Source organism: Pedobacter sp. MC2016-14 (genome assembly GCF_020991475.1).
Taxonomy (GTDB): domain Bacteria; phylum Bacteroidota; class Bacteroidia; order Sphingobacteriales; family Sphingobacteriaceae; genus Pedobacter.
Genome location: NZ_JAJMPA010000001.1, coordinates 1,121,590 through 1,143,478, shown reverse-complemented (window position 1 = coordinate 1,143,478; position 21,889 = coordinate 1,121,590). Strand labels below are relative to the sequence as shown.

Here is a 21,889-nt window from a genome sequence, read left to right as displayed (position 1 = left end):
TAAATTTAGCATCCGGTTCTAATAAACAGACAAATGGAAGCAACAACAAAAATGGTGTCGGGCATTTTAAATGCACCGGCACCACATATGGTAGGAGATGGTTTTAGGGTGCATAATTTTTTCCCAAGTGGTTATAAAATTAAAATGAGTCCCTTTTTTCTACTGGATTATAATGCTAAAATGGAATTTTCCGCGCGTACCAATCCACGTGGTGTAGGCGTACATCCACACCGGGGATTTGAAACGGTAACCATTGCCTACCATGGTGCAGTAGCACACCATGACAGTGCGGGCAACAGCGGGGTTATTTATCCAGGTGATGTTCAATGGATGACTGCAGCTAGTGGCATCCTGCACAAAGAATACCATGAACTGGAATACAGTCAAAAGGGCGGCCCCTTCCAGATGGTGCAACTTTGGGTAAACCTACCGGCAAAAGACAAAATGAGCAGCCCAAAATACCAGGGCATCAGCCATAAAAACCTTGGCCAATATACACTGCCCCAAAATGGTGGCACCATCGAAGTCATTGCTGGCGAATATCAGGGGGTAATAGGGTCTGCAAGCACTTTTAGTACAATTAACGTTTACAATGCCAGGCTTAATAAGGCAGGAAAAGCAATATTTGATTTCCCCGAAAAATTCAACACCGGCTTTATGGTTATCGAAGGTTCAATCAGGATCAATAACAATGAAATCGCAAATGCGGACCAATTTATCCATTTTAAAAATGAAGGTACGCAGATTGAAATAGAAGCTTTAGAAAATAGCGTGGTACTGGTACTTAATGGACAGCCAATTAATGAGCCAATTGCACAGTATGGCCCATTTTTAATGAATAAGCCTGAAGAAATTCAGCTAGCCATCAGTGACTATAACCAAGGTAAATTTGGCTATTTAGATGAATAAGCTTTTTGGATGAGACATACGGCGTAGGCAACTACGCCTTCCTCCCTGCCTATAAAACCCATAGTTTCATTGGTGGTTGCTTTAATAGAAATATCTTCTTCATCAATAGCTATTGCCGCGGCAATATTTTTCTGCATTTGCGGAATGTGGGGATTGATCTTAGGTGCCTCTAAACACAACATAGCATCAATATTCCCTACGCTCCAACCCTTTTCTGCCAATAACTTCATTGTTTCCTGCAGCAACACAATACTACTGATCCCTTTCCATCTGGGATCGGTATTTTTAAAATGAAATCCAATATCACGCAAATTAGCAGCACCTAATAAGGCGTCGCAAATAGCATGCAATAGCACATCTGCATCCGAATGCCCAAATGCACCTTTATGGTGCTCTAAATTGACCCCACCAACAAAAAAAGGATGGTTATCTTTTAGCTGATGTACATCAAAGCCAAAACCTACTTTAATTTTCATCTGTTTATATTTTTAAAGCTTTCATAGGCCCTAGCGAGGGTTTAAAAGAACATGATGGTTTCATTTGTTATTTTGTTATTTACTGTCAAAATTAAACAGCAGTGTAAATCTTAAGGTATTGGCCAGCGGACTCCTTTGTTGATTGGCAATAAGGTAAGATATGTCTAAATTGTAATTACTGTATTTAAATCCGGCACCCAGGGTAAAGTATCTCCGGTCGCCCTTATCCGGGCTTTCATAAAAATATCCAGTTCTAAAAGCAATTTGTTTCTTGTACCAATATTCCATACCAAAAGCCACATTTACTTCTTTCACCTCCTCTTTAAAGCCTCCCGGAGCATCGTTAAAAGAGCCAAAGATCCCTGCAGGCACAGATCGGTTTGGATTTTTACCTGCAATAATATTCCCATCTACATCGTAACTGGGTTGCGTAGGCACCATCAGCTTATTAAAATCAAGCGCAAATGTAAGCTCATTGCTTTTATCCAGTAAAAAAGTAGAAGCAGCCCCAATTTTGAGGTTAGTAGGCAAAAAATACCTGGTACCATCATCAGAATAACTCAGTTTAGAACCGATATTTGAAATGTTAATTCCCGCTGATAGCAGCGCCTCTTTACCAATTAAGTACACTGGTTTCTTTAATAAGGCAGAAACATCTGCCGCCAGAGCTGTAGCGGCCTTTGTATCCTGACCATTAAATTGCCCCGATGTTAATCCCGACCTCACATAACGGATAGATGTTCCCAATGAAAACGTTTCGCCAAAACGGCGCGAATAGGTAGCATCAACGGCAAATTCATTAGGACTATAGGTACCCTGATCTGTTTGGTTGGCATCAATAAGCTGAATTTTACCAAGAGAAAAATAACGTAATGAAGCGCCTACGGTACTTTGATCATCTAATTTATAAAAGCCGCTTAAATAAGTCAGGCTCACATCATCAACAATATTTTTTAACCAGGGACTGTACGAAACTGAAAATCCGTAACGTTTTTCTAAGAAAGCCAATTTAGCCGGATTGATACTGGCAGCGTTAACATCCCCCTCAATAGCTACACCAGCTTCTCCCATTCCTGCCGCCCTGGAGTCTGGAGTAATGAGCAAAAACGGCACTCCGGTAACAATATTGTTTATTGTACTCCCATTAGTTTGCGTAACCGGATCTACTCCCTGTGCCCCCGAATTAAAATATGTTGTTAGTAAAAAAGTGGTACCAAATACAATTCTTAGAAAGTATTTTAAATTCATCTGCAATAACAATTATTCTGCAAGTTACCATCCTAACCAGTAAATTCAAAGCAATAAATAACAGCAGGGCATTAAAGCCTTAATTTATACGCAGACAATTGTAAACCCGCTTATTATAAATTAAGAAATATTATTTTGGCGCTAAAGCCTTTTTTTTAGTAATTTTAACAATCGGTGTTAATTAACAAGCCCCTATGAAAACGTCACATCTGCTTTTATATATCTTATCTGTCTCTACAACCGCAATTATCTCGTGTAATTCTTCTAAGAACAATACTTCTGATAAAACTGGTATGGCTTACAATCAAAAAACCAACGGAGGTTTTGAAGTGAATACAAGGTTTAGACGTGGTCCCGGCCCCGGCTTAATGGAAATTGAGGGTGGAGTATTTGTAATGGGTGGTAGCGCAATCAATGTACCAGGACAAGAACTGGGCAATTATAACCATAAACGCGAAACTACTGTATCTTCATTTTACATGGATGAAACCGAAGTTTCTAATACCAACTGGCTGGAATACCTAAACTGGATCAGGAATACCTATCCGGGAGACCAGGAATACTATTACAATGAGTTGCCAGACACGTTGGTTTGGCGCCAGCCGCTATCCTATAATGAGCCCTATGTAGATAATTACCTTAGGCACCCTGCCTATCAGGACTATCCGGTTGTGGGCGTTACCTGGGAACAGGCACAGCGCTATTGCGCATGGAGAACGGACCGTGTAAACGAACTATTACTTCGGGAACAAGGCTTCATGACCTCTTTTAAAGATCTTAATGGTGGTGCCAATTCAAATACAACAGCACCGGTAAATCCTGGTGCAAAAGAGCCTTTCAACACTGATTTATACTTAAACGGTCAAATTGACGATAGGGGAAAAAGAGCTAAAAAAGACCTTAACCCAGGCAGCGCGGCCAATACTGCGGGTAATGCAGGTACAGGTAAAGATGCGCCTACGCGAAATGTAAGATTAGAAGATGGCGTCATCAAACAACCTTACAGACTGCCAACAGAAGCAGAATGGGAATATGCGGCCCTTGGACTCATCGGCAATACACAATATGAAAACATTGGCGAAAATAAAATCTATCCATGGAACGGGCTTGGGCTAAGTTCTGCTAAGAAAAAAACACGTGGACTTATTTTGGCCAACTTTAAAAGAACAAAGGGAGATTACATGGGTGTAGGTGGATCCCTGAATGATAAAGGTGGCGTTACTGTTTCAGTAAGATCTTACACACCTAATGATTTTGGTCTTTACAATATGGCCGGAAACGTAAGCGAATGGGTTGCCGATGTATACCGTACGGGCACATTTGAGGCTGCAGATGCATTCAATCCTTACAGAGGTAACTATTACCTGGATAAGAAAATGTTGGACCCTACCAGTGGAAAGCTTGACAAAGATAAATACGGTCGTCCTATTCTTCAGGCCGCTATAGGAGGAAAAAAACAAACCTGGGCACAAAAACAAGCAGCAGCAAATGCTCCTGCAGTTGTTGACTCCTTGAGAGGAAATACCTCTTATGCAGATCAGCGTGGTTATCGTGACAGAGAAAATGAATTATATGGAGAGATTACGTTGGTAAATAATAAATCCAGGGTTTACAAAGGAGGTTCATGGCAAGACCAGGCTTTATGGCTTAACCCAGCTATGAGAAGGTTCATGCAACAGGATGAATCAACTGCTGATATAGGCTTTAGATGCGCAATGACAATGCTTGGTGCGCCTGAAATCAGTACCGCAGGCAAGACCGAATTTAAACAAAGAAGCAGCCCTAAATTTAATCCTAAAAGAATGTAACCAGCACCTGGTTCTTCTCTACTTTATCTCCTTGAGAAACTAAAACATGCTTAACGATGCCATCGGCGGCAGACTTAAGCATGTTTTCCATTTTCATGGCTTCCAAAACAATCAGGTTATCACCCTTTTTTATCTCCTGCCCTTCCACAATAAGCACATTTAATACCAAGCCAGGCATAGGAGCTTTTATTTCTGCTGATTTTCCAGCAGCAAAATTATCAATCCCCATCTGTTTTAACAACAGGTCAAACCTATCTTCAAGAGCAACCTGATAATCTTTACCATTTACCTTTACAAAAGCTGTTTTATCCGCGCTATTCTCAGATACCAATTCAACCGTGTAAGATTTATGCTTGTACAAAAAATGAAAGCGGCCTGCGGCAAGCTGCTGTATATCCATTGCCACATTTTCTCCATTAACTTTTAAAGCATCTTGATCGTTTTCAATTTCAAAATTGAACTGGTCATTTACCTTTATTTTGTACATACTTATAATGTTAAAGCATATTGTATCAAATTAGCACCCATTTGCAGCGCCTCTGTGCGCTTATCAACACTATCCTCGGGGTAAGTTCCGGCATCTTCCCAACCATTGCCTAAATCGCATTCGTAAGTGTAAAAACAAACTATCCGTCCCTTCCAGATCAGTGCCAGGCCCTGAGGTCTTTTACCATCATGTTCATGGATTTTTGGCAAGCCTTTAGGAAATTTAAACTTCTGACGATAAAGTAAATGATCTGCCGGAAGTTCTTCAAAAGAAAGCTCAGGAAAAACCTTTTTCATCTCCCGTCTTACAAATTTATCTAGGCCGTAGTTGTCGTCAATATGGATAAAACCACCAGAAATTAAATAACTTCTCAAATTGGCAACTTCAGCGTCGTTAAAGACCACATTGCCATGCCCGGTCATGTAAATAAAGGGGTAATTAAATAGCTCAGGACTGCCTGGCTCTGCAATTGCTTCCTCGGCAGCAATATTGGTCAATAAGTTTTTATTGCAGTAACTGATCAGGTTGGGAAGAGCCGTTCTATTGGCATACCAATCCCCTCCTCCACTATATTTAAGCTTGGCAATTTTATAAGTAGGGATGCAAAAGCTGCTCTGTAGAACAATCAGCGTTGTTGATACTAAATAAAGCAGCTTAGCTTTCATCTGTTTAGGTAATTGACTTCAAAACAAGCGGCAAGTCCGGCGGTTTCCGTTCTTAGCCTTGTAGTACCTAAAGTTAAAGGTTTAAAACCATTTTGCAAAGCCAATTCAATTTCAGCAGGACTAAAGTCACCCTCAGGGCCAATTAAAATGAGGTATTGTTTTGCCGGCTGGGCAATTTGATCAATAAACTGTCTCGGTTCACCGGCTACGCAATGGGCAATCATTTTTTCGGCAGCACTGGCAGACTGCACAAAATCTTTAAATGAAACCGCTTCATTAAGAATTGGATGATAGGCCTGGAGCGATTGCTTTACGGCAGAAGTAATGACCTTGTTTAAGCGATCCTCTTTTACCACCTTCCTTTCAGAACGCTCGCAGATAATTGGTGTAATTTCTTCCACCCCTATTTCCGTTACCTTTTCTAAAAACCATTCATAACGATCAATATTTTTAGTGGGTGCAATAGCAATGTGTAGATGATGATTACGCTTTTGGTAATTAAGCGTGGTATTTAGAATGCTAAGCGTTATGTTTCTTTTAGTTTCGCCTACAATTTCTGCATCATAAAGCCCACCTCTGCCATCAATTAAAGTTACTTTATCACCCTTTCCCAAGCGCAATACTTTAGCACAATGACGGCTTTCCTCCTCATTTAAGGTGTAAGTATCAGATTGAATATCGGGGGTATAAAAAACATGCATAGGAAAACAATTAGTGATTGTCAACCATATCGTCTTTATGGATAACCAATTCCAGTTTTATCGTTTCAATATTCTGCTCGGTCTTTTTTAAAATGGTAAAGAGGTAACCATAGCACTCCTCGCTATCGCCTACTTCAGGGATTTTACCAAAAGCATGCGAAACCAAACCACCTACGGTATCAAAATCTTCATCTTCCGGCAGGTCATGCGGCAGGTACTCATTTACATCGTAAACAGTAGCGTAAGCATTGATCACAAATTCAGTATCAGAAATCTTTTCTACGGTAGGTTTCTCCTCATCATATTCATCCTGTATCTCACCTACAATCTCTTCTACTATATCTTCCAAAGTCACCATACCAGCAGTACCACCAAATTCATCTATCACAATGGCAATCTGAATGCGTTTCTGCTGCAACTCACTCAACAAGTCGTTGATTTTTTTAGTCTCCGGAACAAAATAAGGCTTTCTGATGATATCATTTAGTGTCCAGTCTTTTTTACTGGCCAATAATGGCAGTACATCCTTAGCGTGTATAATACCAATAATTTTATCAATAATACCATCAAATACAGGCATTCTGGAATAGCCTTCAGCAATAATCAGATTGATAACCTCCTCCTTTTGCGTACCCAACTCAATCCCCGAAATTTTAGTTCTCGGAACCATTATATTTTTAACAACCCGCTCGTTAAAATCAAAAACATTCTTGATCAATTCGTGCTCATTGTCTTCAAGTGCGCCACTCTCCTTGCCCTGATCCAGCAAATACTGTAATTCCTCATTACTATGCAAAGACTCATGCCCCCCGGCAGTGTTGATACCAAATGGCCTCAGAATTATTGATGCCAGGCGGTTCAGCGTCCAGATAAATGGTTTAAAGACAACGTAGAAAATTTGCAGCGGCACTGAAACAAACAGGGTAGTAGCAACAGGCCGTTGAATGGCCAGTGATTTAGGGGCTAGCTCCCCAAAAACAATATGCATGATCGTAATCACAGAAAACGCAACAACAGTGGCGGCAGAATGGATAAAAGCACTGCTTACTTCCAAATGAAAGCCGTCAAACAGGTTGAGGAATATGGTATGCATTACCTGCTCACCAACCCAACCCAGACCCAGAGAGGCCAGGGTAATTCCAAGCTGTGTAGCAGCAAGGTAACCGTCCAGGTTATGAACTATATTTTTGGCCATTTTACCAACCCGGTTACCTGACTTTGCTTTAATCTCTATTTGCGATGCACGAACCTTTACAATGGCAAACTCAGCAGCAACAAAAAAACCATTTAGCAGCACCAAAAATAATGCTAATACCAGGCGCCATCCTACCGAATCAGTATCGGGGACATCAGGCGCTGCAAAGGCCAATGTTGAAACAGGTAAAAACCCATCAAATGATGTCAGTACAAACATACAAATCGAGTGAGCGATCATTAAGCGTTGTTTCTAAAAGTAGTATTATATAATTCTATACTTTCTTCAATTACTTTATATGCGTAACGTTTTCCAAGTAACTGTTCAATCGTAACTTGTTTTTCTTCCAGCGCTTTGTAATCCTGAAAAAACTTTACAATTTCTTTCATCGCATGTGGAGGCAGATCTGCAAGATCATTGATGTAATTTACAGACATGTCGTTCTTAGCTACGGCAATAATTTTATCATCTTGCTCACCGTTGTCAACCATGTGCATTACACCAATAACTTTGGCTTCAATGATGGTCATCGGGTAAACATCTACAGAACATAAAACAAGAATATCCAACGGATCATTGTCATCACAATAGGTCTGAGGGATAAAACCATAATTTGCAGGGTACATCACAGATGAAAATAAAACCCTGTCAAGTTTAATCAGACTAGAATCCTTATCTATTTCGTATTTCGCTTTAGATCCCTTTGGAATCTCTATAATTGCATTTACAAACTCCGGCATTGTTTTACCCGGAGAAACTTTGTGCCACGGATGGTGATCTTCTTGATTCATGTTATTGTTTATCGTTTTTGATTTCTTCGTTTTCAACAGTTTTAACCACAACCCTTCTTTTCAAAAAGGCATATAGCACAGGAATGGTAGTTATCGTGATGAATCCAATAATTATATATAATAAATAATCCGTTATTTCCTTTTCAAAGCGTTTACCTAAAAAATATCCCAGCAAAGTTAAAGATGTGATCCATAATATTGCGCCAGAAATGTTAAAAAAAGCAAACCTTTTGAAATCAAGCCTCACCACCCCGGCAATTATAGGGGCAAAAGTCCTTACTATCGGTACAAATCTACCCATAATCAATGCAAACGCACCTTGTTTATTATAATATGCCTCAGCTGCTTTCAAATATCGCTTCTTAAAAAAAAAAGTGTCCTTACGATCGTACAGCACGGGCCCTGTTTTACGCCCAAACCAATACCCTGTAAAGTTTCCTAAAACCGCTGCAATACACAGGCCAAGAATTAAAATGAATATGTTTACATCAAGCTTTCCTGTAGCCACAAACATACCTGCCAGAAAAAGAAGATAATCCCCGGGCAGGAAGAATCCGAAAAAAAGGCCCGTTTCAGCAAAAATCACAAACATCACAACATAAAAGCCACCCTCTCTAAGTAGCTTTTCAGGATCAATGAAGTGTTGTAATGAATTCCAAAAATCTTGCATAATTCAATTATTCGTAAAACTACAAATAATTATCAAACAGATTGGATTATATCAAATTTAAAATTACCGATGGGTACACGCCTAAAAAGACCGTTATTACCAGAGACAATACAAGCACAACTTTATATTGCATTGGCGTATCCAGAAGTACTTCATGACCATCTTTAAAGTACATCGCTACAATTACCCTAAAATAGTAATAGAAACCAACCAGTGCGTTTAAAATGGCAAACCCAACCAAATAAACCTGGTAGTCGTTCATCACATTCAAAAACATCAGATATTTACCCATAAAACCCGCCGTTAAAGGAATTCCGGAAAGCGACAACATGGCTATAGTGAGTACAAACGCAGTAAAAGGGTTTTTCTTTGCTAAACCATTGAAACTTTCAAAGGTATCGCTACCGGTCTTTTGCTTAACCAAAATTAATACAGCAAATGCAGCAATACTTGCAAAGGTATAAGCTGCTGCATAAACCAACACGTTATTTGCAGAATGAGCAGTCAAAGTCACTAAAGAGAAAAGTAAATATCCTGCGTGAGAGATACTCGAATAAGCAAGCATTCTTTTAAAATTCTTCTGAAACAAAGCGGTCACATTCCCAATCAGTAAGGTCAGGCACACAATAACTATCAATGGCGGCAACCAGAAATCATGCAATGGCGCAAATGTACCTGCAAACAAGCGTAAAAAAGCGGCAAAACCTGCAGTTTTTACAACGGTAGACATAAAGCCTGTAATTAAACTCGGAGCGCCCTCATAAACATCCGGCGTCCAGAAATGAAATGGGGCAGCACCAATTTTAAAGCACATTCCAATCATCATCAAAATTAAACCAGGGTAAAATAAGGGAGAAACAGTTGCGTAGTTTGCAAGCAGGTACTCACTAATTACCGGAAGACTAAATGAACCAGTAGCGCCGTAAATCAACGCAATACCAAACAGTAAAAATCCGGTAGAAAAAGCACCCATCAAAAAGTACTTTAAAGAAGCTTCATTAGAAGCAAAATTATTTTTACGGATACCTGCCAGGATATATAAACTTACCGACATAATCTCTATCCCTATAAACAACATGGCCATATTGGTGTAGGAAACCATAATTACAATTCCTGCCAGGGCAAAAAGAATAAGGGTAAAGTATTCAGCAACATTCTCGCTGTCTTTAGCAAAATAGTTTTGGGTAAGCAGAAATATAAATATAGAGCCTAATATCGTGATACCAGAAAATGCAAGTGCAAAATTATCCATTCGCATCATTCCATAAAAAGATTCATCAGCGTTCCATGAGCAAAAAACAAATGCAAGCGAAGTAAGCAAACCAATTAATGTAAGGGGCAATAATGCCTTTTTAGCGTTAAACAACCCTGCGTAAAGTACTAGTAAAGCTGTAACCGTAATTGTGATGATAATATTCATTTGCTTAGTTTACCGGAGTTAATTTTAAATTGATGTGTTCAATCAGATGCTGGATAGCGGCTTCAGAAAGGTGTAAAACAGGCTTTGGATACACACCCAAAATAATAATTAGTGCGCAGATGGTATACAATACTACTTTTTCAACGCCTTCAATATCTTTAAATCCTATTGTAAGTTCATTTGTTTTCCCCAGCATAATGCCCTGATACATCCTGAACATATAAACGGCACCAAAAATAATGGTTAGCCCGGCGAATATCACGGTCCAGATACCATATTGGTATACCCCCATTAACAACAGAAATTCACCAATAAATCCATTTGTACCCGGAAGTGCCACTGTACCCAAAACAATAATTAAAAATGTAATAGCAAGTTTGGGTGCAACCTTTGCCAAACCACCCAACTCTTCAATTTTATTGGTTTGTAACCTGCTGTAAATAATATCCAGCACAAAAAACAAACCCACAACGTTGATACCGTGACTTAACATTTGAACCATTGCCCCCTGTAATCCCTGTGTGTTAAAGGCAAAAATACCTGCAGCAATCAATCCAACGTGGGCAATGGAAGAATAAGCAACCAAACGTTTCGCATTCTTTTGCTTAAAAGCAATTAGCGAGGCATATACAATACCAATTACAGATAAGATCATTACTGTTGCTTTCCATTCTTCAACACCAAGCGGCACAATTGGAAGCAACCACCTGATAACACCGTAAATACCCATCTTAAGCATAATACCAGAAAGCAACATCGTTCCTGCTGCAGGAGCCTCGGTATAGGTGTCAGGCTGCCAGGTATGAAATGGAAAAATCGGCATCTTAATGGCAAAGGCAATAAAGAAAGCCCAAAAAATCCAACCTTGCTGATAAGCATCAAGACTAAGATTATAAAAAGCTTCAATGCTAAAATTATGCTGTGGATTTTGAAGGTACAGGTAAATGATCCCCATTAACATGAATAAAGAACCCGCAATAGTGTACACAAAAAACTTCATGTTCACTTTTATCCGGTCTTTTCCGCCCCAAATGGCGCAAATAAAATAAATTGGGATTAACGCCGCTTCCCAGCCAATGTAAAACAGAAAGGCATCCATTGCAGTAAATACCACCAAAAGGCCAGCCTGCATAAATAAAATCAGCGCAAAAAAGGCCGCCGGGTTTTTATAATCATGCTTGTAACTTGCTAAAATGATTATTGGTATCAGTACATTGGTTAACAATACGGTAACCATGCTAATGCCATCAACCCCGCCATGAAAGCTAATCCCAAGATCAGCAATCCATGGGTAATTAAAGACAAACTGTGTACTTGCGTCTGGTACAAAACTACAGGCCATAACCAAGGTAAGAACCAAAGAAACAATTGCGTTTACAAGCGCCACGCGCTTTGCACCATTTCCTGAAAATGCGGTAACCAAGGCTCCCAGCAGTGGTATAAGTATAAGAAGTATTAAAAGTTGTTCCATTATGTTTTCCTGAACGATCTTTTATAGAGATAAATAAGTATACAATAACAAGGAGACAATACCCACAACCATCATGAAAATATAAAAACCTACATTTCCTGACTGTACCAGTCGCAATCCTTTACTTGCTTCTGTTGCACTCCACCCAAAACCATTCACAATGCCATCTATAATCTTGCGGTCTACAATTTTATAGAAGAAAGTTGAAAATGCATCCAGGGGTTTTCTGATGATGAAGTCATACAGTTCATCAATATAAAACTTATGATAAGACCAGCTCGCCAATGCAGGACGCTTCCCTTCATCTGCCACCGGCACATGTCCGTTCTTACCGTATTTTACATAAGCAAATGTTATGGAGATTAACACGCCAATTACAGAAACCGCCATCAGCATGTATTCTGTAGCATGATCACCAGCTTCAGCATGATGATGAATAACTGGCGACAACCAATGTGATAACCAGTGATTTCCGCCTAATACTTCAGGAACCCCCATCAAACCGCCGATAGTTGACAGTACAGCAAGTACAATTAAAGGAATTGTCAATGTTTTAGGCGATTCATGAATCTTTTCCTCTGCATGGTGTGTTCCACGATAAGTACCGTAAAAAGTAAGGAACAACATCCTGAACATATAGAAAGCTGTTAAAAATGCTGTAAATACGGCCACCGCCCACATGATCTGATTGTGCTCATAAACATGTGCAAGAATTTCATCTTTAGAGAAGAAGCCCGACAATGGAGGAATACCTGAGATAGCAAGGGTACCGATTAACATGGTGGCAAAAGTAACAGGCAGTTTTTTACGCAATCCGCCCATATGTCTCATATCCTGCTCGTGGTGCAAGGCATGGATTACAGATCCCGCACAAAGAAATAGTAACGCTTTAAAAAACGCATGGGTAATCACATGGAAAAAAGCGCCATCATAAGCACCCACACCTAAACCCAAAAACATATAACCCAATTGTGATACGGTAGAATAGGCAAGTACTTTTTTAATGTCTGTTTGCGTAATGGCAATTAACGCACCTACAACTGCTGTAGCCAATCCAACAATGGCAATCACATGTTGTACCATTGGAGCCAGGTCAAATAATACATTAGAACGCGCAATCATATAAATTCCAGCGGTAACCATGGTAGCAGCATGGATCAATGCGGATACCGGTGTTGGTCCCGCCATCGCATCCGGCAACCAGGTAAATAATGGCAGCTGTGCAGATTTACCGCAGGCACCAATAAATAACAACAGCGCAATTAAAGCAATTGTGGTGTTTCCCGGCATCATGTTAGCTGCCTGAGGAAAGATCTTACTAAATTCTACACTACCAAAGGTCGTAAACAATAAAAAGACACCAAGCAAAAACCCAAGGTCCCCAATTCTGTTCATTACAAATGCTTTTTTAGCAGCTGAAGCATAACTTGCATTTGTAAACCAGAAACCGATTAACAGGTAAGAACATAAACCTACACCTTCCCAGCCAATAAACATTACGATGTAGTTAGAGCCTAAAACCAGCAATAACATGAAAAAGATAAAGAGGTTCAGGTAGCTAAAAAACTTACCGAAGCCCTCATCATCGTGCATATATCCAATAGAATAAATGTGGATCAGAAAACCTACACCTGTAATAATCAACAGCATAATGCTGCTTAGCGGGTCTGCAAGAAAAGCAAGCGGAATGTGTAATGCCCCAGCACTAATCCAGTCGAACAAAAAGATCTCGTGTGATTTATTGGCATCAGCACCCAACTCAAAAAATATAGCAACACTTATGGCAAACGAAACGAATATGACGCCGCTTCCTATAAAGCCGATAACGCTTTTCGACAATGTATTTCTCCCAAGGCCATTAATTACAAAGCCAAGAAGAGGGATTAACGGAACCAGCCAAACTAAATCTATGATCATCTTATAATTCTATTCTTATTTATTACCACTTAAGGCGATTCAATACATTAACATCTGTAGAGTTGGTATTTCTAAATACCATCACAATGATACTCAAGCCTACGGCAACCTCAGCGGCAGCCAGGGCCATGATAAAAAACACAAACACCTGGCCCGAAGGATCGTTATTGTGCACTGAAAAGGCTGTCAACAGCAAGTTTACGGCATTCAGCATCAGCTCTACCGACATAAATATCACAATAGCATTTCTACGGGTAAGCACCCCAACTACACCAATTGTAAAAATAATAGCACTCAACAAAATGTAATGGTCCAGCGGTACACTCTGAAGTTCCTGGCTTAGCGTATTCATTATACTTTCTCTTTTTTAGTTAACAATACTGCGCCCACCATTGCCGTAAGCAACAGAATAGAAGACAGTTCAAAGGGCAGCATAAACGGCCCGAATAATTCCTTACCTAAATTTTTAACCAGACCCAGGTTTGGATTTTTTAAGATCAGCGGGCTTGAGATAGAAGTTGCTTTTAAGGCACCTACAAGGGTAACAAGTAAACAGCAACCTGCCACAATACCCAGTACCTTTACCAATCCCGATTTTAAAGGCTCATTCTCTTTGTTCAGGTTCAGTAGCATAAGCACAAACAGAAAGAGCACCATGATGGCCCCCATGTAAACAATGAAGTTAACCACTGCTAAAAATTGCGCGTTCAGCAAAATGTAGTGTACTGTAAACGTGAAAAACGTGATAATCAAATACAACACACTATGCACCGGGTTTTTTGAAAAAATAACCATCAGTGAAAAGAAGATGCTCAACGTTGCTACCAAATAGAATACCGATGTACCCATTTATATTTTGTTTTATTTATTAATTAACTATTCATTTACCTCGTCACCCAAAGCAACAAAGCCATTATTTTTGCTCTAACGGCGCTTCCACCAGTTTATCCTTGCCGTAAATAAAATCCTTACGTAAATAATCTGCTGGCACAATTGGTCCATCAAGATAAATTGCCTCTTTAGGGCAAGCCTCCTCGCATAGTCCGCAAAAAATACAGCGTAACATATTGATCTCGTAAACGGCCGCATATTTCTCCTCGCGGTAAATTGCTTTCTCTTCAGGTTTACGTTCCGCTGCAATCATGGTAATCGCTTCAGCAGGGCAGGATAAGGCACATAGTCCACAAGCAGTACACCTTTCTCTTCCTTCCTCATCACGCTTCAGGGAATGCATTCCCCTAAAGTTAGTAGAGAATTCACGCTCTTCCTCCGGATACCTGATGGTGGCCTGCTTTTTAAAAAAGTGGCTCATCGTAATGGTCAGACCTTTTGCAATGGCAGGCAAGTACATGCGCTCTGCAAACGTTAGCGGTTTCTGCGCTAATACTTTCTTTTTATTGGTTAGTGGTTCCATTAAAATTTCTCAAAATATGCAATTACCAAACCTGTTATGATCACATTTGCTATAGCCAGCGGAATCAGCATTTTCCAACCCAAATGCATCAGTTGATCGTAGCGGAAACGTGGAATTGTCCAGCGCACCCACATAAAGAAAAAGATGAATGCAAATATCTTAGCAAATAATACAATTACCCCAATTACCGGTGCTATAGTAGGCCCAACCTGGGTAAGTACCCAATCCATACCCGGATAATTGTAACCTCCCCAATAAAGAGTTGCCATAACTGCTGATGAGACAAACATATTGATGTATTCAGCAAACAGGTAAAAACCTAGTTTCATAGAGGAATACTCTGTATGATAACCACCAATCAGCTCAGTCTCACACTCCGGTAAATCAAAAGGTGCCCTATTGGTTTCCGCAAATGAACAAACTATAAAAATGATAAAACCAAGTGGCTGGTACAATACGTTCCAGTGCCATCCATGCTGCTGCTCCACAATTTCCTTCAAGCTCATGGAGTTCGTAACCAGCAATAAAGCAATTACAGAAAGCCCCATGGCAATTTCATAACTGATATTTTGCGAAGCCGCACGAATAGCGCTCAATAATGAATATTTATTGTTTGAAGCCCATCCACCAATCATTACACCGTAAACGCCTAAAGACACCACCCCAAAAATATAGAGTACACCCACATTGATGTCAGTAACCTGCAAAGGAATAATCCTGTCGCCAATAGCAATAGGGCTTCCCCAGGGAATCACGGCAGTACCGATACAGGCGGTAAGCATGGCAAGGCCCGGCCCAACCATAAAAAGCCATTTGCTTGAATTTGTGGGAACAATTTCTTCCTTCATGAACATCTTCAAACCATCAGCAAGCGGCTGCAAAATACCAAAAGGACCAGCGCGGTCCGGCCCTAACCTATCTTGTAAAAATGCCGCCACTTTTCTTTCCGCATAGGTAGAATACATGGCTATCACCAGGCTAATCCCAAATATAATGGCAACTAAAACAAACTTTTCTATAACAAATGCTATTTCCATTAGAATTTACTGGTTTTTTCAAGTTCAATCCTGTTCGCCAATTTCAAACGCTCATTTTCCTGAATTACAGGCAGGGGCTTCATCGTCTCGTAGTGGTTTGATGCAATTACAGAAGCATCACTAATGTGTGTAGGATGTTCAATCATCCAGTCAGCAGTCTTCTTTTTGTCAAAACGACAAGTGTTGCAGATAAACTCCTCTACCTCACCATAAATATCTTTACGTGCCGTAACCCTTAACACGTCTTCGCCCTTGTACCATAAAGTTACCTTACCACTGCAGGTAGGGCAATCTCTGTGCGCGTCAATAGGCTTGGTAAACCAAACCCTGTTTTTAAAGCGGAAGGTTTTATCAGTTAATGCGCCAACCGGGCAAACGTCAATCACATTTCCAGAGAAATCATTCTCTACAGCAGTTTGGATATAGGTAGAAATTTCCGAATGATCTCCACGGTTTAAGATCCCGTGCACGCGCTTATTCGTAATCTGATCAGCAGTAAATACACAACGGTAACATAAAATGCACCTGTTCATGTGCAGCTGAATCTTATCTCCTATGTCTATCCGTTCAAATGTACGGCGTTCAAATTCATATCTTGTTTTTTGTAAACCGTGCTCATAACCCAGGTTTTGCAAATCGCATTCACCCGCCTGGTCACAAACCGGACAGTCCAGAGGGTGGTTAATGAGCAGTATTTCTACCACACCAGCTCTCGCTTCCAAAACCTCCGGTGAAGTAATATTCTGCACTTCCATGCCATCCATAACGGTGGTACGGCAAGAAGCAACCAATTTAGGCATTGGCCTCGGGTCCTTCTCAGAACCTTTACTCACTTTTACGATACAGGTACGACACTTTCCACCACTACCTTCCAGTTTGGAATAATAGCACATAGCAGGAGGCACAATGTCTCCACCTATTTGTCTCGCGGCATTTAGAATCGACGTACCGGGTGCTACTTCAACACTTATCCCGTCTATGGTTACCTTAACTTTATCACTCATTGTTAATGATATTCTTGTTAATTTTCTGTAGTAATTGCTGCTTTAGCAATAGGTTCTGCATAATTAGCCAAACCATAATTTGTATCAAGGCTTTTTAAAGGCTCTTTTACATGCCATTCAAATTCATCCCTGAAGTGTCTGATCGCACTGGCAACAGGCCATGCCGCGGCATCACCCAGCGGACAAATGGTATTCCCCTCAATCTTTTTGGATACGTCAACAAGCAAATCAATGTCACTCATTTTCCCGTGTCCGTATTCAAGTCTGTGTAAAACCTTTTCCATCCAGCCAGTACCTTCCCGGCATGGGGAGCATTGTCCACAGCTCTCATGATGATAAAAACGTGAAAAATTCCAGGTATTTCTTACCATACACTGATCTTCATCAAAGGCAATAAAACCACCGGATCCCATCATCGTTCCAGTAGCAAATCCTCCTTCAGATAAAGATTCATAGCTCATTAACCTCGGATCACCATTGGCCAGTTTCAAGGTTAAGTTAGCTGGAAGAACAGGCACAGAAGAACCGCCGGCAACAGTTGCCTTCAGTCGCTTTCCATTTGCGATACCGCCACAATATTCATCAGAATAGATAAACTCTTCCACCGGTAAGCCCAACTCAATTTCATACACACCAGGTCTAACTAAATTACCAGATGCAGAGATCAATTTTGTACCCGTACTTCTTCCAATTCCAATCTTTGCATACTCATCGCCACCATCGTTAATAATAGGCACAACTGCAGCAATAGATTCAACATTGTTTACCACTGTAGGGCAGCCATACAAACCTGCAATTGCAGGAAATGGCGGTTTAATCCTTGGGTTACCCCTTTTGCCTTCCAATGATTCCAACAGGGCGGTTTCTTCACCACAAATGTAAGCCCCGCCTCCAGGCTGAACGTACAATTCCAGGTCATAACCTGTACCCAATATATTTTTGCCCAAAAACCCTGCGTTTTTAGCTTCTGCTATTGCTCTTTCTAAAATGCGGATTTGTGGCATCATTTCACCACGAACGTAAATGTATGATGTCTTCGCACCCAGTGCAAAACTAGATACAATCATCCCCTCAATTAAAGCATGAGGAATATAGGTCATTAAGTACCGGTCTTTAAAAGTTCCGGGCTCGGATTCATCAGCATTACAAACCAGGTAACGAGGTACACCTTCAGGTTTAGCTAAAAAGCTCCACTTCATTCCTGTAGGGAAACCAGCACCACCTCTTCCACGTAATCCAGACTTCTTAACTTCCTCCACAATTTCTTCCGGAGTCATTTTCAAAGCCTTTTCTACAGACCGGTAGCCACCTTTTTGGCGATAAACCTCCAGTGTATTTATGCCTGGTACGTTAATATGTTCTAATAATAGTTTACGTCCCATTATTTATTGCGTAAGTCTTCTATCAATTTATCTACCTTCTGCTCGTCAAGGTTCTCGTAAAATGTGTATTCCGGGCCAATTTGCAAAACCGGGCCAAAACCACATGCAGCAAGGCATTCCACCCCTCTCCAGCTAAATAAACCATCTGCCGTTACTTCACCTTCTTTAACACCAAGCGTTTTTTCGATATGTCCCATTAACTTTTCGGCACCCACCAGGCAACATGGCCCGGTACGGCATACCTCAAGCATATATTTACCCTGTGGTTTTAAAAAGTACATGGTATAAAAAGAAGCCACTTCGTAAACTTCTATAGGAAGGATATCCAGGTAAGCTGCAACTTTGTCCATTGCCGCAGGGCTCAACCAGCCCAACTCAGCCTGGGTTTCGTGCAATACAGGCAACAATGCCGATTTCTGTTTTCCCTCAGGGTATCTCTTAACCAGTTCATCAAACTTTTCAAGTAAAGCCGATGAAAATTCCACAGGTTGTTGTTCCTCTACTTTAAGCATCTAATTCTCCTGCAATAATGTTCATGCTACTCATATTGATAATGGCATCAGATAACAACATGCCTTTACTCATCGGAGCAAACATTTGATAATTTATAAAACTTGGCCGTCTAAAGTGCAAACGGTAAGGCGTCCGGCCACCATCATTAATTAAATAAAAACCAAGCTCGCCATTTCCACCTTCAACAGCATGGTAAACTTCAGCTTTCGGCGCATCAATTTCGCCCATCACAATTTTAAAGTGATAGATCAATGCTTCCATATTATTGTATACTTCCTCTTTAGCCGGCAAATAAAACTCAGGCACATCAGCGTGGAAAATTCCTGCAGGTTCATGTTTTAATTTCTCCATTGCCTGCTCAATAATGCTTACACTCTGCCACATTTCTTCGTTCCTAACCAGGTAACGGTCATAAATGTCGCCGCTTGTACCTACAGGAACCTCAAAATCAAAATCTTCATAAGAAGCATAAGGCTCACTTACACGTACATCATAGTCTACACCAGTAGCACGCAACAGCGGACCGGTCCATCCATAACTAAGCGCATCTTCAGGCGTTACACAAGCTACGCCCGCAGTACGGTCAATAAAAATCCGGTTGCGGTTCAGCAAACTTTCAAATTCGCGCAGTGCAACAGGAAACTCCTTCAGAAATTTATTAATCTTAGCGAAGGCAATGTCATTAAAATCACGTTCAAAACCACCTATACGACCAATGTTAGTCGTTAAGCGCGCACCACAAATCTCTTCGTAAATCTCGTAAATGTGCTCTCTGTACTGAAACAAGTACAAAAATGTGGTCGTAGCACCTGTATCCTGCGCAATAATCGTATTGCAGATAATATGGTCAGAAATACGTGCCAGCTCCATAATAATTACCCGAAGGTAATCTACGCGCTTAGGCATCTTAATGTTCAACAGTTTTTCCACCGTCATGTGCCAACCCATATTATTTATGGGCGAGGAACAGTAGTTTAAACGGTCTGTTAAGGGTGTTATTTGGTAGAAAGGGCGGTGTTCTGCTATCTTTTCAAATGCACGGTGGATATATCCAATGGTAGAAACACCACTTACGATGCGCTCTCCATCCAGTTGGATGACATTCTGAAATACCCCGTGCGTTGCAGGGTGTGTTGGGCCTAAGTTTAAGGTTACCAGCTCACTCTGAGGATCGTTATCTGTATATACCGGCTGATTGTTCATATGCTTATCTACCAAAGTATTCGTCTTTTTTATCAACTCTGTTTGGATCTTCCAAAGGATATTGTTTCAACATGGGGTGTACACCAAGGTCGTCCATGTTCAGTATTCTTCTCAAATCCGGGTGACCTTCAAATTTCACCCCAAACAGATCGTAGGTTTCCCGCTCCATCCAGTTTGCACCTTTCCATAAAGATGTAGCTGTTGGTATGGTAGGCTGATGTTGGTCTATAAATACCTTAACCCTGATGCGGATTCGTTTTACCATGCTATGCAAATGGTAAACCACCGCAATACCATGTTTTTTCTCCGGATAGTGAACCGCAGTAATATCTGTAAGGAAGTTAAAATTTGCCTGCCCATCTTCTTTTAAAAACCTCAACACCTCCGTGATTACGTCTTTAGTTGTTTCTATGGTAAGCAAGCCGTAAGGCTCCTGTACATTGGTTATTTTTTCGCCAAACCGGGCACTTAGTAATTCAGTCAGATCATGATTAGTCACTTCTGCCATTATAATATTCCGTATGAAGCCAACATTTCTTTATACTGCTCAGACTCGCGTCTTCTGCCAGACTCGTTTTTAACAAGTTCCTGTATTTTACCAAAGCCATCTAAAATAGCTTCTGGTCGCGGAGGACAACCTGGCACATATACGTCAACAGGGATAATTTCATCTATACCCTGCAATACAGAATAGGTATCAAATATACCGCCACTTGAAGCACAGGCACCAACCGCCATTACCCAGCGGGGCTCAGCCATCTGCAGGTAAACCTGCTTCAAAACCGGGCTCATTTTCTTAGCAATCGTACCCATCACCATCAGCAAATCCGCCTGACGTGGAGAAAAGCTTAAACGCTCAGAACCAAAACGTCCAAAGTCATAATGAGAACCCATGGTAGCCATAAATTCAATCCCACAACATGAAGTTGCAAATGGCAGGGGCCACATAGAATGAGAACGTGCCAGACCTATCACTTTATCTAAAGAAGTGGCGAAAAAGCCAGATCCCTCAATTCCTGGCGGCGCGTCTACAATGTTGATGTCACTCATGATTTAAAACAAAAAAGGTCCATTCTACTAAAGAATGAACCACAAATTTACAATTTTTGAAAGTAAATGAATTATGCGATAGGGATTTAGAAACAATCTAAATTGATTAGTCCCAGTCTAAAGCTTTCTTTTTCAGGATATAAATAAAGCCCAATAACAGCGTGCCCATAAATATAAACATCTCTATAATTCCCGGCCATCCAAACTCTCTGAAATTAACGGCCCATGGATACATGAAGATTACTTCAACATCAAATAATACAAATAGAATAGCCACCAGAAAGTACTTTATTGAAAAAGGCTGACGCGCATTTCCCACTACTTTGATCCCTGCCTCAAAAGTAGACAGCTTATCAGATGTCTTTCTTTTAGGGCCTAAATAATGTGTAGCAACCAAAGTAACCACAACAAAACCCAGAGCCACAATGATCTGAAATATAATAGGTAAAAAATCTACTGGTACGCTTTGTGTTTCCATAACATTGAATATGCTGCAAAAATAACAGAAAAAGGCAGGATAACAACCCT

24 protein-coding genes are annotated in these 21,889 nt (G+C 40.6%); 2 read left to right on the top strand and 22 right to left on the bottom strand.

The features are described from left to right. Window positions 1-33: 33 nt before the first annotated feature. Window positions 34-909, top strand: a complete 876-nt coding sequence (locus LPB86_RS04795) for a pirin family protein (protein WP_230641501.1) — start codon at window positions 34-36, stop codon at window positions 907-909. On the opposite strand, the gene ispF is transcribed toward LPB86_RS04795, so the two are convergent. Continuing rightward, complete coding sequence (ispF, locus tag LPB86_RS04790; protein WP_230641499.1) at window positions 894-1,385, bottom strand: 2-C-methyl-D-erythritol 2,4-cyclodiphosphate synthase; 492 nt, start codon at window positions 1,383-1,385, stop codon at window positions 894-896. The two genes, LPB86_RS04795 and ispF, sit on opposite strands and share 16 nt — an antisense overlap. Before the next feature lie 75 nt (window positions 1,386-1,460). Next, the gene (gene porV / locus LPB86_RS04785) at window positions 1,461-2,633 is read right to left on the bottom strand and encodes a type IX secretion system outer membrane channel protein PorV (protein WP_230641497.1); all 1,173 of its coding nucleotides are present in this window, start codon (window positions 2,631-2,633) and stop codon (window positions 1,461-1,463) included. 194 nt (window positions 2,634-2,827) lie between these two features. Between porV and LPB86_RS04780 the strand changes: the two genes are divergently transcribed. Next, window positions 2,828-4,441 (top strand): SUMF1/EgtB/PvdO family nonheme iron enzyme, encoded by a 1,614-nt coding sequence (locus tag LPB86_RS04780; protein ID WP_230641494.1) that lies wholly within the window; start codon window positions 2,828-2,830, stop codon window positions 4,439-4,441. On the opposite strand, the gene LPB86_RS04775 is transcribed toward LPB86_RS04780, so the two are convergent. From LPB86_RS04775 to LPB86_RS04680, 20 genes are all read right to left on the bottom strand, one after another. Continuing rightward, window positions 4,428-4,928: a biotin/lipoyl-containing protein gene (locus LPB86_RS04775; RefSeq protein WP_230641491.1), complete on the bottom strand. Its 501-nt coding sequence runs from the start codon at window positions 4,926-4,928 to the stop codon at window positions 4,428-4,430. The genes LPB86_RS04780 and LPB86_RS04775 overlap by 14 nt on opposite strands. 2 nt (window positions 4,929-4,930) lie before the next feature. After that, window positions 4,931-5,593: a DUF4159 domain-containing protein gene (locus LPB86_RS04770; protein ID WP_230641489.1), complete on the bottom strand. Its 663-nt coding sequence runs from the start codon at window positions 5,591-5,593 to the stop codon at window positions 4,931-4,933. Continuing rightward, window positions 5,590-6,294: a 16S rRNA (uracil(1498)-N(3))-methyltransferase gene (locus LPB86_RS04765; protein ID WP_230641487.1), complete on the bottom strand. Its 705-nt coding sequence runs from the start codon at window positions 6,292-6,294 to the stop codon at window positions 5,590-5,592. Before LPB86_RS04765 ends, LPB86_RS04770 begins: the two co-directional genes overlap by 4 nt. 10 nt (window positions 6,295-6,304) lie before the next feature. Then, a complete protein-coding gene (locus LPB86_RS04760; protein WP_230641484.1) occupies window positions 6,305-7,708 on the bottom strand; it encodes a hemolysin family protein in 1,404 nt (467 codons plus the stop codon). 20 nt (window positions 7,709-7,728) lie between these two features. After that, on the bottom strand, window positions 7,729-8,280 hold the full coding sequence (locus LPB86_RS04755) for an inorganic diphosphatase (protein WP_230641482.1): 552 nt from the start codon (window positions 8,278-8,280) through the stop codon (window positions 7,729-7,731). Between the two features lies 1 nt (window position 8,281). Beyond that, window positions 8,282-8,950 carry a DedA family protein gene (locus LPB86_RS04750; protein WP_230641480.1) on the bottom strand — a complete coding sequence of 223 codons (669 nt, stop codon included), beginning with the start codon at window positions 8,948-8,950 and terminating at the stop codon, window positions 8,282-8,284. A 46-nt stretch (window positions 8,951-8,996) separates the two neighbouring features. After that, complete coding sequence (locus LPB86_RS04745; RefSeq protein WP_230641478.1) at window positions 8,997-10,370, bottom strand: NADH-quinone oxidoreductase subunit N; 1,374 nt, start codon at window positions 10,368-10,370, stop codon at window positions 8,997-8,999. A gap of 4 nt (window positions 10,371-10,374) precedes the next feature. Then, window positions 10,375-11,841 (bottom strand): NuoM family protein, encoded by a 1,467-nt coding sequence (locus tag LPB86_RS04740; RefSeq protein ID WP_230641476.1) that lies wholly within the window; start codon window positions 11,839-11,841, stop codon window positions 10,375-10,377. Between the two features lie 21 nt (window positions 11,842-11,862). Continuing rightward, window positions 11,863-13,755: an NADH-quinone oxidoreductase subunit L gene (nuoL, locus tag LPB86_RS04735; protein WP_230644292.1), complete on the bottom strand. Its 1,893-nt coding sequence runs from the start codon at window positions 13,753-13,755 to the stop codon at window positions 11,863-11,865. Window positions 13,756-13,780: 25 nt separating this feature from the next. Further along, complete coding sequence (gene nuoK, locus LPB86_RS04730) at window positions 13,781-14,110, bottom strand: NADH-quinone oxidoreductase subunit NuoK (RefSeq protein WP_230641474.1); 330 nt, start codon at window positions 14,108-14,110, stop codon at window positions 13,781-13,783. Continuing rightward, window positions 14,110-14,607 carry an NADH-quinone oxidoreductase subunit J gene (locus LPB86_RS04725; protein ID WP_230641472.1) on the bottom strand — a complete coding sequence of 166 codons (498 nt, stop codon included), beginning with the start codon at window positions 14,605-14,607 and terminating at the stop codon, window positions 14,110-14,112. Before LPB86_RS04725 ends, nuoK begins: the two co-directional genes overlap by 1 nt. A 64-nt stretch (window positions 14,608-14,671) precedes the next feature. After that, complete coding sequence (locus LPB86_RS04720; protein WP_230641470.1) at window positions 14,672-15,172, bottom strand: NADH-quinone oxidoreductase subunit I; 501 nt, start codon at window positions 15,170-15,172, stop codon at window positions 14,672-14,674. After that, window positions 15,172-16,209 (bottom strand): NADH-quinone oxidoreductase subunit NuoH, encoded by a 1,038-nt coding sequence (gene nuoH / locus LPB86_RS04715; RefSeq protein ID WP_230641468.1) that lies wholly within the window; start codon window positions 16,207-16,209, stop codon window positions 15,172-15,174. Before nuoH ends, LPB86_RS04720 begins: the two co-directional genes overlap by 1 nt. After that, window positions 16,209-17,213, bottom strand: a complete 1,005-nt coding sequence (locus LPB86_RS04710) for a 2Fe-2S iron-sulfur cluster-binding protein (RefSeq protein ID WP_230641466.1) — start codon at window positions 17,211-17,213, stop codon at window positions 16,209-16,211. Before LPB86_RS04710 ends, nuoH begins: the two co-directional genes overlap by 1 nt. A 17-nt stretch (window positions 17,214-17,230) precedes the next feature. After that, window positions 17,231-18,595 (bottom strand): NADH-quinone oxidoreductase subunit NuoF, encoded by a 1,365-nt coding sequence (gene nuoF / locus LPB86_RS04705; protein ID WP_230641464.1) that lies wholly within the window; start codon window positions 18,593-18,595, stop codon window positions 17,231-17,233. Beyond that, window positions 18,595-19,107 carry an NAD(P)H-dependent oxidoreductase subunit E gene (gene nuoE, locus LPB86_RS04700; RefSeq protein ID WP_230641462.1) on the bottom strand — a complete coding sequence of 171 codons (513 nt, stop codon included), beginning with the start codon at window positions 19,105-19,107 and terminating at the stop codon, window positions 18,595-18,597. Before nuoE ends, nuoF begins: the two co-directional genes overlap by 1 nt. After that, window positions 19,100-20,311 (bottom strand): NADH-quinone oxidoreductase subunit D, encoded by a 1,212-nt coding sequence (locus LPB86_RS04695; RefSeq protein WP_230641460.1) that lies wholly within the window; start codon window positions 20,309-20,311, stop codon window positions 19,100-19,102. The genes nuoE and LPB86_RS04695 overlap by 8 nt, the downstream gene beginning before the upstream one ends. Before the next feature lie 4 nt (window positions 20,312-20,315). Further along, a complete protein-coding gene (locus LPB86_RS04690; protein ID WP_230641458.1) occupies window positions 20,316-20,819 on the bottom strand; it encodes an NADH-quinone oxidoreductase subunit C in 504 nt (167 codons plus the stop codon). Then, the gene (locus tag LPB86_RS04685; RefSeq protein ID WP_230641456.1) at window positions 20,819-21,361 is read right to left on the bottom strand and encodes an NADH-quinone oxidoreductase subunit B; all 543 of its coding nucleotides are present in this window, start codon (window positions 21,359-21,361) and stop codon (window positions 20,819-20,821) included. The genes LPB86_RS04690 and LPB86_RS04685 overlap by 1 nt, the downstream gene beginning before the upstream one ends. 106 nt (window positions 21,362-21,467) lie before the next feature. Next, window positions 21,468-21,839 carry an NADH-quinone oxidoreductase subunit A gene (locus LPB86_RS04680; RefSeq protein WP_230641454.1) on the bottom strand — a complete coding sequence of 124 codons (372 nt, stop codon included), beginning with the start codon at window positions 21,837-21,839 and terminating at the stop codon, window positions 21,468-21,470. Between the last annotated feature and the right edge of the window lie 50 nt (window positions 21,840-21,889).